This is a genomic window from Vreelandella mediterranea, assembly GCF_970647075.1.
In genome coordinates, this window is record NZ_OZ310198.1 from 1,170,434 (window position 1) to 1,185,091 (window position 14,658).

Genomic DNA, 14,658 nt, shown 5'->3' on the forward strand with positions numbered 1-14,658 from the left:
AGTGGGTCAAACCGTCACTGCGGAGCGGGTAAAAGAGGCGCTCTACTTTACCGCAGCCAGGGCGTCACTGCATCTTCTACCCCGATGCGAATAGGGCTTGGGAATAGGGCCTGGGTCAGGTGGACTACGAACGTCACGAATCCAGGTACGTCGCTACCTGCCACCCGCTTTGCCCATAGCCCCCCGGGGCGCTTTTGCCTACAATAGGTGCCTTTGTCACCGGCGCTTTTCGCCGTGTTTATTTGATTGTTGCCAAGGAGTCCTCATGCTCGATCCGAAACTGCTGCGCGGAGATCTGGATGCGCTGGCGCAAAAGCTGGCCCGCCGGGGTTTTCAACTGGATAAAGAGGGGCTTCAGGCGCTGGAGTCGCGCCGCCGCGAGCTGCAGACTCAGACCGAGCAGTTGCAAAACGAGCGTAACACCCGCTCCAAGGCGATCGGTAAGGCGAAGGCCAGCGGTGAGGACATCCAGCCGCTGCTGGACGAGGTGAGTGATCTCGGCGAGCGCCTGGAAAATGCCAAACAGGAGCTTGCCAACGTACAGGCGCAGTGGGACGACGCGATCAGCGGTATTCCCAACGTGCCCCACGAAAGCGCCCCGGAGGGTAAAAACGAAGACGACAACGTCGAGCTTCACCGCTGGGGCACGCCGCGTACGTTCGATTTCGAAGTGCTCGATCATGTCGATCTGGGCAAGAAATCCGGCTATCTCGACTTTGACCTGGCATCGAAACTGACCGGCGCGCGCTTTGCGGTCATGCGCGGCCCCATCGCGCGCCTACACCGGGCGCTGGCGCAGTTCATGCTGGATACCCAGACCCTTAAGCACGGCTACGAAGAGTGCTACGTGCCCTATATGGTCAACCGCGACTCCCTCATGGGAACCGGGCAACTGCCAAAATTCGGCGAGGATTTGTTCAAGCTCGACGACGAGCGTGAATATCACCTGATTCCGACCTCGGAAGTGCCGTTGACCAACTTCGTGCGCGACGAGATCGTCGACCAGGCCGTGCTTCCCATGAAGCTAACCGCCCACACGCCGTGCTTTCGCAGTGAAGCGGGCTCCCATGGGCGCGATACCCGAGGCATGATCCGCCAGCATCAGTTCGACAAGGTCGAAATGGTCCAGATCGTCGATCCTGAAACGAGCTATGAAGCCCTCGACGAAATGCGTGGCCACGCCGAGGCGATTTTGCAGGCCCTCGAATTACCGTACCGGGTGGTAACGCTGTGCACTGGCGACATGGGCTTTGGTGCGGCGAAAACCTATGACCTGGAAGTCTGGCTGCCCAGTCAGGAGACGTTCCGCGAGATCTCCTCGGTATCCAATTGCGAGGATTTCCAGGCGCGGCGTATGCAGGCGCGTTTCAGAAAGCCGGATACGAAAAAGCCCCAGCTGCTGCATACCCTGAACGGTTCGGGATTGGCAGTGGGGCGCTGCCTGCTGGCGGTCATGGAGAATCACCAGCAGGCGGATGGCTCGGTGGTTATTCCTGAGCCGCTGCGTCCGTATCTGGGCGGTCTGGAGCGTCTTGCCCTGTAAGCGTCCATTCGACGCTCACACCGGCGTCGATGCGAATGATACCCGGGCGGTAGTCGGCGCTACTTTCCTCGTTTGACTGGCTGTCCGCCTGCATGGCCATCATGCGTGGCTGAAATACCGGGGACTGGGTTTCGGCAATATGCTGCACCTCGCCAAGCTCGGTTCCCAGCGTCTGGGCCATCAGCTCGGCTTTGCGCTGGGCTTTTTCCAACGCGCTCACCAGTGCTTCGTCGGTGGCGGCGTCGCGGTCCTGAAGGTCGAATTGAACGCCGTCGAGGGCGTTCACGCCGGCCTCCATCAGCGCCTCCAGTACGTCGTTGAGCTGGTCGAGATCATCGAGCTCGACGTTGAAAGGGCGTTCGATACGGGTGCGTATCATCGGCGCCTCGCCGCTGTCGCTTTGGGGCTGGCTTATCTGCTCCTGGTAGACGTTCAAAGAGCCTGCGCTAATGGCGCGCTTATCGAGGCCTGCCTCTTCCATCGCCTCGATCAGCTGGCTTGCGCGGTCTTCAAGGCGCTGGCGGGCGTCTCTAAGCGCGCCGCTGTCGCTGTCTTCCAGTGACGAGACCGCCGGCGTGTTTTCCCAAAGACGCGCGGAGAGCGCTGCCTTGTCGGGCTCCACTTCTACAAAGGATTGGGCCTGGATGCTGAGCCCTGGCGCGGGCTGGACAGGGTGGGCGGCCATGGCGCTGGGGGCACACAGCAGCGCCGTAATGGCGGCGGCGCCCAGCAGTTGGTAACGAATCTTCATCAGCGAACGGGCGTAAGGGTTTAAAGTCATTGAACGGTTCCTTTTTAAAACGCTGGATGGAAGTAGCCAAGGGAAATGGCTAATGAACGCACCGGGTGGGCGGTCTTCTACGCGCTTTGTCGGCGCAACGTGTGCAAGGACACCGTTTGGAAGATCGCTTTAACAATAAGTTCACTGCTTAAGAGTAGTCGTAAAACAGTTGCTTATTATATGCACGTTTGTGCATTGCGAGATCAGCAGCCATTATGTAGTGATAAAATGTCAAGGATGGAACCATGCAGAAGTTGTCGGATAAGGATTATCGCAGTATTCCCCTGAATGCCACGATGGCCATCGCGGCGCTGGTCGTGATCGTCGCGGGGATGAAGCTGGGCGCAGACCTGCTGGTGCCGCTACTTTTGGCGATCTTCATCGCCGTCGTGTGTACCTCGCCGGTGCATTGGCTGCATCGCCACGGCGTGAGTATGCGCATGGCGGCGTTCATCACGATCCTGGTGCTCGTGGCGTTTCTACTGTTGATCGGCGTTTTGGTAGTCAATAGCTTCAGTACCTTCGTCGAGGCGCTGCCGGATATCGAGGCGCGCCTCTACGAGCACTACTGGAACCTGCTCAATAGTCTCGCGGCCAAGGGCTTTGCCGTCGACCCGGATCAGCTGAGCGATGCCTTCGCAATGGACGACGAGGGCTCCTGGGTGGCCATGCTGGTAAGCGAAGTGGGCTCGATCGTCATGCAGGGCAGTATCGTCTCGCTGCTGGTCGTCTTCATGCTTTTCGAGACGCTCAACTTTCGCTCCAAGGTCGCGCGGGCGCTCGAAAACCCGGCGCCGAGTCTTAAGCGCTTTAGCGAGTTCAGCCTGACCCTCAAGCGCTACCTGGCCGTCAAAACCGTGATTAGCTTGGCGACCGGGGTACTCGTTTGGCTTTCGTGTTTGATGATCGGGGTGGAGTTTCCGCTGCTCTGGGGGGTGCTCGCCTTTGGGCTGAACTTCATTCCCAATATTGGCTCGGCGCTTGCCGCGTTGCCGCCGGTATTGTTGCTGCTGGTCGATCAGGATGGCGGCGTGCTGTCGGCGCTGCTGCTCGCCTCCGCCTATCTTGTCATCAACTTCGTAATGGGGAATTTGATCGAACCCCGGGTAATGGGCCAGGCGCTGGGGCTTTCGACGTTCGTGGCGTTTTTATCGCTGGTGGTATGGGGCTGGATTTTCGGCCCCGCCGGCATGTTGCTCTCGGTGGTGCTCACCATGACGCTCAAGATAGCCCTGGATAGCCACCCGCAAACGCGCTGGATGGCGCACCTGCTCGGCCCAGGCAGGCGCCAGCTAAGAAGGAGCACCAATAAAGGAGGGGATGCACGAACGCCGCCCGTCGAGCGCGAAGAAACCTCGGCCGAGTCCGAAGAAAGCAAACCTTCCTGAGCGGCGTCGGGTAAGTCAGGGGGCGAGCAAAGAAAAAAGGCTACCGCCAGGTAGCCTTTTTTCATCGATACGCAAAAAGCAAAGCTTAGGCGTTTTGGTCGATAAACTGCGTCAGCTGTGATTTGGACTGCGCGCCGACCAGCGAAGCAACCTTGGCGCCGGATTTGAACAGCATGACCGTCGGCACGCCGCGCACGCCCTGTTCGGCGGCAATTTCCGGCGCGTCATCGACGTTGACGCTGACCACTTTCAAACCTTCGCCACGCTCTTCGGCCACTTCGTCTACCACCGGCGCCATGACTTTACACGGGCCGCACCAGGGGGCCCAGAATTTCAGCAGTACCGGCTGTTCGGCGTTAAGGACTTCCTGCTCGAAATTAGCGTTGGTGACATCCACATTAGTAGCCATTTACATCTCCCGATTACGTTGCTCTTACGATTTCGTTGCCTTCACTGAGCAACGGCTATCACGCCATATAATAGCGCATATTCATCGCGCCAGGTGGCTCGATGGTAGCGCTCGTAACCGGGCCTGGCAAATTTGCGCCGCGGATCGATCACAAACTCCTTTAAAATTAGTGGGTGCCTCGCTTTTCCATTTCTTATACTATAAGTGAATTATGGATTAATTTTTTATTCGCATTTATGCACCCGGTGTTTTGCTTTAGCTTGCCCGGTCTGTGCGTGCAATAAATTGAGGATTGAGGCGCGGCAGATGGCCTCCTCGAGACGAAAGGTAAGGATATGAAGCTACAGCAACTTCGCTATATATGGGAAGTGAACCGGCACAATCTCAACGTATCGGCCACGGCCCAAAGCCTTTTTACGTCTCAGCCGGGTATCTCCAAGCAGATTCGTCTTTTGGAAGACGAGCTGGGGGTCGAGATATTTGCACGCAGCGGCAAACACTTGACCCGGGTAACGCCGGCAGGGGAGTCGATCATCGAGCTGGCCGGGCAGGTTTTGAAGCTGACCGAAAACATCAAGCAGGTCGCCCAGGAGCACAGCGACGAGCGCCGCGGGAGCCTTGCGATCGCAACGACCCACACCCAGGCGCGCTACGCGCTGCCACCCGTGATTAGCGCCTTTACTCAAAAGTATCCGGAAGTGGCGCTGCACATGCAGCAGGGCACCCCCAAGCAAATCGCACAGATGGTGAGCGAAGGCCAGGCCGATTTCGCCATCGCCACCGAGTCGCTGGAACTTTTTACCGATTTGATTTTGCTGCCCTGTTATCGCTGGAACCGCTGCGTGCTGGTGCCCAAAGGGCACCCGCTGGCTTCTTTGGAAGGCCCGTTAACCCTCGAGGCGCTGGCCGAGCACCCCATTGTCACCTACGTGTTCGGTTTTACCGGGCGCTCACAGCTCGACGACGCCTTCAAGGCGCATGGCCTGACGCCCAACGTGGTGCTCACCGCCGCCGATGCCGACGTGATCAAGACCTACGTGCGCCTGGGGATGGGCGTGGGGATCGTAGCGCACATGGCGTTCGACGAAGCGCTGGACAGCGACATGGTCGTGTTGGATGCAAGCCACCTGTTTGCAAGCTCGACGACCAAGATCGGCATTCGTCGTGGTACTTTCATGCGCGGCTATATGTACGATTTTTTGGCCCGCTTTGCCCCGCACCTCACCCGCGAGCGCGTCGACGAAGCACTGCTGGTGGGCCCACGCAACGAGCAGGCGCTGTTCGAAAGTATCGAACTGCCCGAGTATTGACGGCCCGGCGCAGAGCGCCGGGTAGCGGCGTCAAAAGACAGGCTAGTGCTGCAGGTGAAGCCCGCACTCGCGCTTCTCTTCTACCTTGGTGGGGTCGAAGTAGTCGAAGTTATTGGGCAAGTCGAACCTTTGCAGGTAGGTGTACATATCCTTGGCGCTCCAGTGAAGCAGCGGGGCGACCTTCAAAAGGCCGTCACTATTGCGACTCAAGGGCTGCATTTTGGCACGCTCCGAGGTGTCCTCGGCGCGCAGTGCGGTGAACCACACGTCCGGGCGTATCTCGCTTAGCGCCCGCTCGAAGGGCTCGATTTTCACTTCCTGGGTAAAGGTTGTGTGGCGCGGGTCATCGATGTCCGGTAATTCGCCTTCGAGCGCCTCGCGATGGGCGCGGGTACGTTTGGGCAAAAAGCTTACGATATTGAGATTCAGCTTCTTGATGATTTCGTCGGCGCACTGGTAGGTCGCCGGGGTGTTGTAGCCGCTGTCCATCCAGACGATCGGGATATCCGGGCGAACCCGGGTCACCATGTGCAGAATCACCGCTTCGAAAGGGCGAAAGTTGGTGGTGCAAATAGGCTGCACGCCCTGGCCGAACGCCCACTCGATGAGGGTTTGAGGGTCGTTGGCGTGATCACGATTGATGGCGTCCAACGTCAGGGTTTCAATCTTTGACGACATATTGGCCTCCCGCTTGGCCAGGAATTTGCAGCCTAGGCTATCAAACAGCAACGCTGACGCCCCAATACCGTTTTGTTTGGCTTTTATATTGCTTTTGGCTTTAAAAACCGGTGGGCTTATTCCAACGAAGCGATCAAGTGACAAATTTTGTCGAGCGTTTCGGTGTACTCCTCCAAAGCCTCGGAGTCCGCTACCAAACCGCCGCCGCCCCAGACGTGAAGCGCGCCTTGATCCGCCACCATGGTGCGGATAGCAATCGAGGTATCCATATTCCCGCGTACATCGATGTAGCCCAGGCTCCCACAGTAAACGCTGCGCTGGCAGGGCTCGAGTTCGTCGATGATTTCCATTGCGCGAATTTTTGGCGCGCCGGTGATCGAGCCGCCGGGAAAGGCCGCCGCCAGCAGTGAAAGCGGGGAGTAATTCGACGCCAGCGTACCCTGAATGACGCTCACCAGGTGGTGTACGTTAGGGTAGCTTTCCAGCGAGCAGAGTTGGGGTACGTGAATGCTGCCCGGGCGGCACACCCGCCCGAGATCGTTGCGCAAAAGATCCACGATCATCACGTTCTCGGCGCGGTCCTTCACGCTTTTCAAAAGCGCCTCGGCCAGGGCGGCGTCCTCGGCCGGGGTTTTGCCGCGGGGCCGGGTGCCCTTGATCGGGCGGGTTTCGACCTCGCCGTCGCACACCTTGATAAAACGCTCCGGTGAAAGCGAGAGCACGGCCTTGCCGTCCCAGGCCATGTAAGCCGCAAACGGGGTCGGGGTCGCGCTGCGCAGGCGAAGGTAGGCCTGCCAGGCATCGCCTTCGAAAGGTGCGCGTAGCCGCTGGGCCAGGTTGATTTGATAACAGTCGCCGGCCTGAATGTAGCGCTGCACCGCCTCGAAGCGGCGGGTGTAGGCGCTCTGGTCGAGCTCGGCTTCGAACGTGCCGGTGAGCTTGAAGTCCGCTACTGGCGCTGGCGCGGTGTCCAGCCACGCAAGCACAGCGTCGCGGCGCGCCTCGTTCGCCACCAGCCACGCTTTTTCTTCCTCGTGATCCAGGGTGATGCACCAATCAAAAAGCCCCACGCGCGCGGCGGGCAGCGTCGTGGCGCTCGGGTGGCGGCTGGGTATGCCCTGTAGGGCGCGACCGAACTCGTAACTCCAGTAGCCGGCCAGCCCACCCAAAAACGGTAAGTCAGTTTGCATCGCAGGCGCGGGCAGCTGCGCTAAAAGCCACTCTTTCAGCGCGAAAGGGTCGCCGCGCAGCGCAGCCGGTGGCGTGAGCGTAGCGGATTCGAGTTGCAAGGCGCCGCTCGAGTCCACTTCGAGAGTGGCGATAGGGTCGCTGACCAGAATATCGAAGCGGCCGCTGGTGGCCTTGGGGCGGCCGCTATCCAGTAGCATCGCGCCGGGGCGCTCTTTTAGGCGCGCGAAAAGCGCCAGTGGATCCTGCGCGTAGAGGAGAGCGGTTAGGGTAAGCGCCGTACTCATGAATCAATGCCTTGCCGGTTGGGCCGATCATTCTATTGAGCGTGCGCCGCTGAGGGAAGCAACGCGTGACTTCCCTTTCCACGCTTTTAATACGCGACACGCCCGGACGGGGTTGTACGGATTGTAGACATTCGCCGTCAGAGATGAACCTGGTTATAGCCCTGGCGCGATAAAAGGTGCCAAAAGGTGCGGTTGACGCTCAAGAAGGCGCGGGCTAAAGTGCCTTCATACTCTTTATTGTCGACAATTAGCCATGACCGTAATAACCAATGCCGTCCAATCGCGCGCTGAGAGCCTCCTCGACCCGGCCACACCGGAAGTGCGCACCCTGGCCGAGCGGGTGTTCCACCAGTTGCAAAGCGCCATCGTACGCGGTGAGCTGGCCCCGGGTAGCAAGATTACCGAACCCGGGCTTTCCAAGACCTACGGTATCTCCCGCGGGCCGCTACGCGAGGCGATGCGTCGCCTGGAAAGCCACCGCCTGATCGAGCGAGTGCCCCACGTGGGCGCGCGGGTGGTCAAGCTCTCCATGAAGGAGCTTCTGGAGCTTTTCGACGTGCGCGAGGCATTGGAGAGTATGGCGGCGCGGCTGGCCGCCGAGCACATGGGCGCCGAGGAGATTCAGGGGCTACGCGACGTGCTGGCGGTGCACGAAGGCCAGGCGGATTTAAAGCGCGGTGAAGCGTACTACCAGCGCGAGGGCGATCTGGATTTCCACTACCTCATCGTGCAGGGCAGCCACAACAAGATGCTCATGAATCTCTTGTGTGACGACCTTTACTACCTGGTTCGCCTCTACCGCACCCAGTTCAGCGCCAGCGGCGCCAGGCCCCAACGCGCCTTCGTGGAGCACCACCGTATCGTCGATGCCATCGAAGCCGGTGACGCCGAGCTTGCCGAACTCTTGATGCGCCGCCACGTCAGCGCATCGCGGGAAAACGTCGCCGACCGCTACGCCGCTATCCTGGAAACCTCTTAGCGCTTGCGCGCCAGGCGCTGATCCTAACAACACCGATTTCAAGGAGACCCGCATGCCGACTCACGCATCCGCCGCGCTCACCCCAGGCGCACGCTTCAAGCATGCCCTCGAGCGTCAAACACCGCTTCCCATTCTGGGCACCATCAACGCCTATACCGCCCTGATGGCGGAGCACGTGGGCCACCAGGCGATCTATCTCTCCGGCGGCGGCGTAGCGAACGCCTCTTTCGGGCTGCCGGATTTAGGCATGACCACCATGAACGACGTGGTCGAAGACGCTCACCGCATCTGCGGCGCCACGGATTTACCGCTTCTGGTGGATATCGATACCGGTTGGGGTGGGGCGTTCAATATTGCGCGTACGGTCAAGGAGATGCAGCGCGCCGGGGTGGCGGCGGTGCATATCGAGGATCAGGTCGCGCAAAAGCGCTGCGGCCACCGGCCCAACAAGGCGATCGTCTCCCAGGGCGAAATGGTCGATCGCATCAAGGCGGCGGCGGACGCTCGGCTGGACCCGGACTTTTACCTGATCGCACGCACCGACGCCTTTCAGAAAGAGGGCCTGGACGCCGCCATCGAGCGGGCCAATGCCTGTATCGAGGTCGGCGCGGACGCCATCTTTGCCGAGGCCGTGCACACCCTGGACGACTACCGCGCGTTTTGTCAGCGCGTGGATGCGCCGATTCTGGCCAACATCACCGAATTTGGCGCCACGCCTCTGTTCACCCAGCAAGAGCTTGGAGAAGTGGGGTGCGCGATGGTGCTTTACCCGCTTTCCGCGTTTCGCGCCATGAACGCCGCGGCGCTCAACGTCTACCAAAGCATTCTGGAAAACGGTCACCAGAAAGCGGTGGTGGATACCATGCAGACCCGGGACGAGCTTTACGACTTTTTGAACTACCACGATTTCGAGCAGAAGCTCGATGCGCTCTTCGACGAGCAGGGCGAGCGCTGAGAGCGCCGCCGCACTATAAAAAGACTCGATAACAATGATTTCGAAAAAAAAGGAGACACACCATGGCTGACAAGACGCTGGCAGGCGCGGGACTTCGTGGCCAAAGCGCGGGTAGCACCGCGCTTTGTACCGTGGGCAAAACCGGTTCGGGGCTTACCTATCGGGGCTTCGACATCAAGGAGCTGGCCGAGAAGGCCCGATTCGAAGAGGTCGCCTACCTGTTACTGAAAGGCAAACTGCCCAACCAGTCCGAGCTCGATCTCTACATCGAGCAGTTGAAAAACATGCGGGGCTTGCCCGAGGCGCTCAAAACGGTGCTCGAGGAAATCCCTAAAGACGCTCATCCGATGGACGTCATGCGCACCGGCACCTCGATGCTGGGTAATCTGGAGACCGAGGAGAGCTTCGACGAGCAGCAGGACGTCGCCGACCGGCTTTTAGCGGTGCTGCCCTCGATCATCTGCTACTGGTACCGCTTCAGCCACGACGGCGTGCGCATCGACACCGAAACCGACGATAGCTCGGTGGGCGGGCACTTTTTGAATATGCTGCGCGGCGCGCCCGCCTCCGAGCTCCATGCCCGGGTCATGAACGTCTCCTTGATTCTCTACGCCGAGCACGAGTTCAACGCCTCGACCTTTACCGCCCGGGTCTGCGCCTCGACCCTTTCGGACATGCACTCCTGCGTGACCGGGGCGATCGGTTCATTGAGAGGCCCGCTGCACGGTGGGGCCAACGAGGCGGCCATGGCGATGATCCAGGACTGGGCATCTCCTGAGGAAGCCGAGCGCGAAATGCTCGGCAAGCTCGAGCGCAAGGAGAAGGTCATGGGCTTTGGCCACGCTATCTACCGCGAGTCGGACCCGCGCAACGACATCATCAAGCAGTGGTCGAAAAAGCTCAGCGAAGACGTGGGCGATACCACGCTCTACAAAGTCTCCGAGCGCTGTGAGGAGGTGATGTGGCGGGAGAAAAAGCTTTTCTGCAACGCGGATTTCTTCCACGCCAGCGCCTATCACTTCATGGATATTCCCACCAAGCTCTTCACCCCGATTTTCGTGATGTCCAGGCTGACCGGCTGGGCGGCCCACGTGTTCGAACAGCGCGCCAATAATCGCATCATCCGGCCCAGCGCCGACTATACCGGCCCGGAGAAGAGCGAGTGGGTGCCGATCGAAGAGCGCGAATAGGAGGCAGTGATGAATACCGAGTACCGTAAAACCTTGCCCGGTGCCTCGATGGACGGCGAACCGGTGGACTTTTTCGACGCCCATGAGGCGGTGGAGGCAATCAAGCCCGGCGCCTACGCGGGGCTGCCGTTTACCTCGCGGGTGCTTGCCGAGCAGCTGGTGCGCCGCTGCGAGCCGGGGCTTTTAACGGATGCGCTCAACCAGCTCATCGAGCGCCGCCGGGATCTCGATTTTCCCTGGTACCCGGCGCGGGTGGTGTGCCACGACATTCTGGGCCAGACCGCACTGGTCGACCTGGCAGGGCTCAGGGATGCCATTGCCGAGCGCGGCGGCGACCCGGCCCAGGTGAACCCGGTGGTGCCCACTCAATTGATCGTCGATCATTCGCTGGCGGTGGAGCACAACGGCGACGACGACCAGGCCTTTGGCAAGAACCGCGCCATCGAAGACCGGCGAAACGACGACCGTTTTCACTTCATCAACTGGACCAAGCTCGCCTTCGAGAACGTCGACGTGATCCCGCCGGGCAACGGCATCATGCACCAGATCAATCTGGAGAAGATGTCGCCGGTGGTGCAGTGCCGCCCGGACGATACCGGCGCGCGCGTCGCCTTTCCGGATACTTGTGTGGGCACCGACAGCCATACGCCGATGGTCGACGCCCTCGGGGTGATCTCGGTCGGCGTGGGTGGGCTCGAAGCGGAAAGCGTGATGCTGGGGCGCGCCTCGATGATGCGCCTGCCGGATATCGTCGGCGTCGAGCTAACGGGCAAACTCGGCCCGGGCATTACCGGCACCGACATGGTGCTGGCGATTACCGAATTTCTGCGCCAAGCGCGCGTGGTGGGGGCGTATCTCGAGTTTTACGGGGAGGGGGCGGATGCGCTCAGCGTCGGCGACCGGGCGACGATCTCCAACATGACCCCGGAATACGGCGCCAGTGCCGCCATGTTCTACATCGACGGCCAAACCATCGATTATCTGAAACTCACCGGGCGCGACGACGAACAGGTCGCGCTGGTCGAAACCTACGCCAAACACACCGGGCTCTGGGCGGATGATTTAAAAACCGCCGAGTACGAGCGGGTACTGACCTTCGATTTATCCAGCGTGGCGCGTACCCTGGCCGGGCCGTCGAACCCCCACGCGCACCTGCCGACCTCCGAGCTTGCAAGCCGCGGTATCGCGGTGGGGTTTGAAGCGACTCAGAAAGACGAGCTTGCCGGCAGAATGCCGGATGGCGCGGTGATCATCGCCGCGATTACCAGCTGCACCAATACCTCCAACCCGCGCAACATGGTCGCGGCGGGGCTGATTGCGCGTAACGCCAACCGGCTGGGGCTACTGCGCAAGCCCTGGGTGAAGTCCTCGCTGGCGCCGGGTTCGAAAACCGTGAAGATGTACCTGGATGAGGCCGGGCTGATGGACGAGCTGGAAACGCTGGGCTTTGGTGTGGTGGGCTACGCCTGCACGACCTGTAATGGCATGTCCGGATCATTGGACCCGAAGATTCAACAAGAGATCGTCGAGCGGGATTTGTACGCCACGGCGGTGCTCTCGGGTAACCGTAACTTCGACGGGCGTATCCACCCCCACGCCAAGCAGGCGTTTCTGGCCTCGCCGCCGCTAGTGGTCGCCTACGCCATCGCCGGGACCATTCGCTTCGATATCGAAAAGGACGTGCTCGGCGTTGACGACGAGGGTCACCCAGTGACGCTCAAGGATATCTGGCCGGAGGACAGCGAGATCGACGCCATCGTGGCGTCCGCGGTCAAGCCCGAGCAGTTTCGCCAGACCTACATTCCGATGTTCGACCTGGACAAGAGCGAGAAGGCGCACGTCGCGCCCCTTTACGAGTGGCGCCCGCAAAGCACCTATATTCGCCGCCCACCTTACTGGGAAGGAAACATGGCCCGCGCGCGGGCGCTCAAGGGCCTGCGCCCGCTGGCGATACTGCCGGACAACATCACCACCGACCACCTGTCGCCGTCGAACGCCATTTTGCCGGACAGCGCCGCTGGCGAATACCTGCTGCACATGGGCCTGCCGGAGGAGGACTTCAACTCCTACGCCACCCACCGCGGCGATCATCTGACCGCCCAGCGGGCGACCTTCGCCAACCCCAAGCTCTACAACGAGATGGCCCTCGATGACCAGGGCCACGTGCGCCAGGGCTCGCTTGCGCGCCTCGAGCCCGAGGGCAAAGTGGTGCGCATGTGGGAGGCGATCGAAGCCTACATGGCGCGCAAGCAGCCCTTGATCATCATCGCCGGCAACGACTACGGCCAAGGCTCATCAAGAGACTGGGCGGCCAAGGGCGTGGCCCTTGCCGGTGTGGAAGCCATCGTCGCCGAAGGCTTCGAGCGTATTCACCGGACCAACCTGGTGGGCATGGGCGTGATGCCGCTTCAGTTCGAGCCCGGCACCACGCGCAAGACCTTGGCGCTGGACGGCACCGAGATGTATGACGTGGAGGGCGAGGCCACCCCCGGCGCTACCTTGACGCTGGTGATCCATCGCGCCGGCGCTACCGAGCGCGTACCGGTGATCTGCCGGCTCGACACCGCCGAAGAGGTCACCATCTACGCCGCCGGCGGCGTCTTGCAGCGCTTCGCCCAGGACTTTCTGGAGGCCACCCCGGCCTAGCGCGCAGTATTTTGCCTATCCCTTCACTCACGCCCGGCCAGCCCGGGCGTTTCAGGAGCCAAGCCATGGCGACGAGCCCCCAAATCGAGATCCCCGCGACCTACATGCGTGGCGGCACCAGCAAGGGTGTTTTTTTCACGCTCAATGATCTGCCCAAGGCGGCACAAACCCCCGGGGCCGTGCGCGATGCGCTGCTTCTTCGCCTGATGGGAAGCCCTGACCCTTTCGAGAAGCAGATCGACGGTATGGGCGGGGCGACGTCGAGTACCAGCAAGGCGGTGATTCTCTCCAAAAGCGAATCACCGGGGCACGACGTGGATTACCTGTTCGGTCAGGTCTCCATCGATCGGCCGTTCGTGGACTGGAGCGGCAACTGTGGCAACCTTTCCGCCGCGGTGGGCCCCTTCGCGATTCGCGCAGGCCTGGTCGAGGCTTCAAAAATCCCGGCTAACGGCGTGGCCGAGGTACGCATCTGGCAGGCGAACATCGCCAAGACGATTATCGCGAAGGTGCCCATCACCCGGGGGCAGGTTCAGGAAACCGGCGATTTCGAGCTCGACGGCGTGACGTTTCCCGCCGCCGAGATTCCGATCGCTTTTGTCGACCCCGCCGACGGCGAAGGCGCGATCTTCCCGACGGGCAATCTGGTCGATGAGCTGGAAGTGACGGGGGTGGGCACGCTGAAAGCGACCATGATCAATGCGGGTATCCCGACCATATTCGTCAATGCCGACGAGGTGGGTTATACCGGCGTCGAGCTTCAGGAGGCGATCAATAGTGACCCCGCCGCACTTGCCAAGTTCGAAGCCATCCGCACCCATGGTTCGGTGAAAATGGGGCTTGCGAGCACTATCGAGCAGGCGGGGGCACGCCAGCACACGCCCAAGGTCGCCTTCGTCGCTCCAGCGGCGCGCTACAGCGCCTCGAGCGGCAAGGAGGTCAGCGCCGAAGAGATCGACCTGGTCGTGCGTGCGCTCTCCATGGGCAAGCTTCACCATGCCATGATGGGCACCGCGGCGGTGGCGATTGCCTCGGCAGCGGCCATTGAAGGAACGCTGGTCAATATAGCCGCCGGGGGTGGCGAGATCGAGGCGGTCACCTTTGGCCATCCGTCCGGTGTACTGCACGTGGGTGCCAAAGCAAGTCTCGTCGAGGGCCGCTGGCAGATCGACCAGGCGCTGATGAGCCGCAGCGCGCGAGTGCTGATGAAAGGGACGGTCTTCGTACCGGGAGATTTTTAAACGCCGGCGCCGTTAAAGCTGCCGCCCTGATCACCGGGCAGGTGGGCAGGGCGGCGGTCTTTC

Annotated in this window: 12 protein-coding genes; 8 read left to right on the forward strand and 4 right to left on the reverse strand. The window is 61.0% G+C overall.

The genetic code is table 11. The annotated features are described in order from the left end of the window. The first annotated feature begins 265 nt into the window (after window positions 1-265). Entirely contained in the window at window positions 266-1,543 is a 1,278-nt protein-coding gene (gene serS, locus ACWFVE_RS05495; protein WP_447528276.1) for a serine--tRNA ligase, read from the forward strand. Here the strand turns inward: serS and ACWFVE_RS05500 are convergent. After that, window positions 1,488-2,324, reverse strand: coding sequence for an SIMPL domain-containing protein (locus ACWFVE_RS05500; RefSeq protein WP_447528277.1), 837 nt, complete (start codon window positions 2,322-2,324; stop codon window positions 1,488-1,490). The genes serS and ACWFVE_RS05500 overlap by 56 nt on opposite strands. 245 nt (window positions 2,325-2,569) lie before the next feature. On the opposite strand from ACWFVE_RS05500, the gene ACWFVE_RS05505 reads away from it, so the two are divergent. Continuing rightward, window positions 2,570-3,712: an AI-2E family transporter gene (locus ACWFVE_RS05505; RefSeq protein WP_447528278.1), complete on the forward strand. Its 1,143-nt coding sequence runs from the start codon at window positions 2,570-2,572 to the stop codon at window positions 3,710-3,712. Window positions 3,713-3,797: 85 nt separating this feature from the next. Here ACWFVE_RS05505 and trxA read toward each other — a convergent pair whose 3' ends face one another. Next, window positions 3,798-4,121 (reverse strand): thioredoxin, encoded by a 324-nt coding sequence (gene trxA, locus ACWFVE_RS05510; RefSeq protein ID WP_447528279.1) that lies wholly within the window; start codon window positions 4,119-4,121, stop codon window positions 3,798-3,800. Between the two features lie 335 nt (window positions 4,122-4,456). On the opposite strand from trxA, the gene cysB reads away from it, so the two are divergent. Further along, window positions 4,457-5,431 (forward strand): HTH-type transcriptional regulator CysB, encoded by a 975-nt coding sequence (cysB, locus tag ACWFVE_RS05515; RefSeq protein ID WP_447528280.1) that lies wholly within the window; start codon window positions 4,457-4,459, stop codon window positions 5,429-5,431. Between the two features lie 42 nt (window positions 5,432-5,473). Here the strand turns inward: cysB and ACWFVE_RS05520 are convergent, their stop codons facing one another. Then, window positions 5,474-6,109 (reverse strand): phosphoadenosine phosphosulfate reductase domain-containing protein, encoded by a 636-nt coding sequence (locus ACWFVE_RS05520; protein ID WP_447528281.1) that lies wholly within the window; start codon window positions 6,107-6,109, stop codon window positions 5,474-5,476. Window positions 6,110-6,225: 116 nt separating this feature from the next. Then, the gene (gene pabB, locus ACWFVE_RS05525; protein ID WP_447528282.1) at window positions 6,226-7,584 is read right to left on the reverse strand and encodes an aminodeoxychorismate synthase component I; all 1,359 of its coding nucleotides are present in this window, start codon (window positions 7,582-7,584) and stop codon (window positions 6,226-6,228) included. A gap of 253 nt (window positions 7,585-7,837) precedes the next feature. Between pabB and ACWFVE_RS05530 the strand changes: the two genes are divergently transcribed. From ACWFVE_RS05530 to prpF, 5 genes are all read left to right on the forward strand, one after another. Beyond that, window positions 7,838-8,563 (forward strand): GntR family transcriptional regulator, encoded by a 726-nt coding sequence (locus ACWFVE_RS05530; protein ID WP_447528283.1) that lies wholly within the window; start codon window positions 7,838-7,840, stop codon window positions 8,561-8,563. A 52-nt stretch (window positions 8,564-8,615) separates the two neighbouring features. Further along, window positions 8,616-9,518, forward strand: a complete 903-nt coding sequence (gene prpB, locus ACWFVE_RS05535) for a methylisocitrate lyase (RefSeq protein WP_447528284.1) — start codon at window positions 8,616-8,618, stop codon at window positions 9,516-9,518. A 62-nt stretch (window positions 9,519-9,580) separates the two neighbouring features. After that, window positions 9,581-10,708: a bifunctional 2-methylcitrate synthase/citrate synthase gene (prpC, locus tag ACWFVE_RS05540; RefSeq protein WP_447528285.1), complete on the forward strand. Its 1,128-nt coding sequence runs from the start codon at window positions 9,581-9,583 to the stop codon at window positions 10,706-10,708. A gap of 9 nt (window positions 10,709-10,717) precedes the next feature. Beyond that, a complete protein-coding gene (acnD, locus tag ACWFVE_RS05545; RefSeq protein WP_447528286.1) occupies window positions 10,718-13,354 on the forward strand; it encodes a Fe/S-dependent 2-methylisocitrate dehydratase AcnD in 2,637 nt (878 codons plus the stop codon). A gap of 65 nt (window positions 13,355-13,419) precedes the next feature. Continuing rightward, entirely contained in the window at window positions 13,420-14,595 is a 1,176-nt protein-coding gene (prpF, locus tag ACWFVE_RS05550; protein WP_447528287.1) for a 2-methylaconitate cis-trans isomerase PrpF, read from the forward strand. Window positions 14,596-14,658 lie beyond the last annotated feature (63 nt).

Excerpts from the sequence above, each read along its gene's own strand:
- ACWFVE_RS05500 (WP_447528277.1), bottom strand. The coding sequence starts at position 2,324 with ATGACTTTAAACCCTTACGCCCGTTCGCTGATGAAGATTCGTTACCAA.
- prpF (WP_447528287.1), top strand. The coding sequence starts at position 13,420 with ATGGCGACGAGCCCCCAAATCGAGATCCCCGCGACCTACATGCGTGGC.
- ACWFVE_RS05505 (WP_447528278.1), top strand. The coding sequence starts at position 2,570 with ATGCAGAAGTTGTCGGATAAGGATTATCGCAGTATTCCCCTGAATGCC.
- ACWFVE_RS05520 (WP_447528281.1), bottom strand. The coding sequence starts at position 6,109 with ATGTCGTCAAAGATTGAAACCCTGACGTTGGACGCCATCAATCGTGAT.
- pabB (WP_447528282.1), bottom strand. The coding sequence starts at position 7,584 with ATGAGTACGGCGCTTACCCTAACCGCTCTCCTCTACGCGCAGGATCCA.
- ACWFVE_RS05530 (WP_447528283.1), top strand. The coding sequence starts at position 7,838 with ATGACCGTAATAACCAATGCCGTCCAATCGCGCGCTGAGAGCCTCCTC.
- serS (WP_447528276.1), top strand. The coding sequence starts at position 266 with ATGCTCGATCCGAAACTGCTGCGCGGAGATCTGGATGCGCTGGCGCAA.
- prpB (WP_447528284.1), top strand. The coding sequence starts at position 8,616 with ATGCCGACTCACGCATCCGCCGCGCTCACCCCAGGCGCACGCTTCAAG.
- prpC (WP_447528285.1), top strand. The coding sequence starts at position 9,581 with ATGGCTGACAAGACGCTGGCAGGCGCGGGACTTCGTGGCCAAAGCGCG.
- trxA (WP_447528279.1), bottom strand. The coding sequence starts at position 4,121 with ATGGCTACTAATGTGGATGTCACCAACGCTAATTTCGAGCAGGAAGTC.
- cysB (WP_447528280.1), top strand. The coding sequence starts at position 4,457 with ATGAAGCTACAGCAACTTCGCTATATATGGGAAGTGAACCGGCACAAT.
- acnD (WP_447528286.1), top strand. The coding sequence starts at position 10,718 with ATGAATACCGAGTACCGTAAAACCTTGCCCGGTGCCTCGATGGACGGC.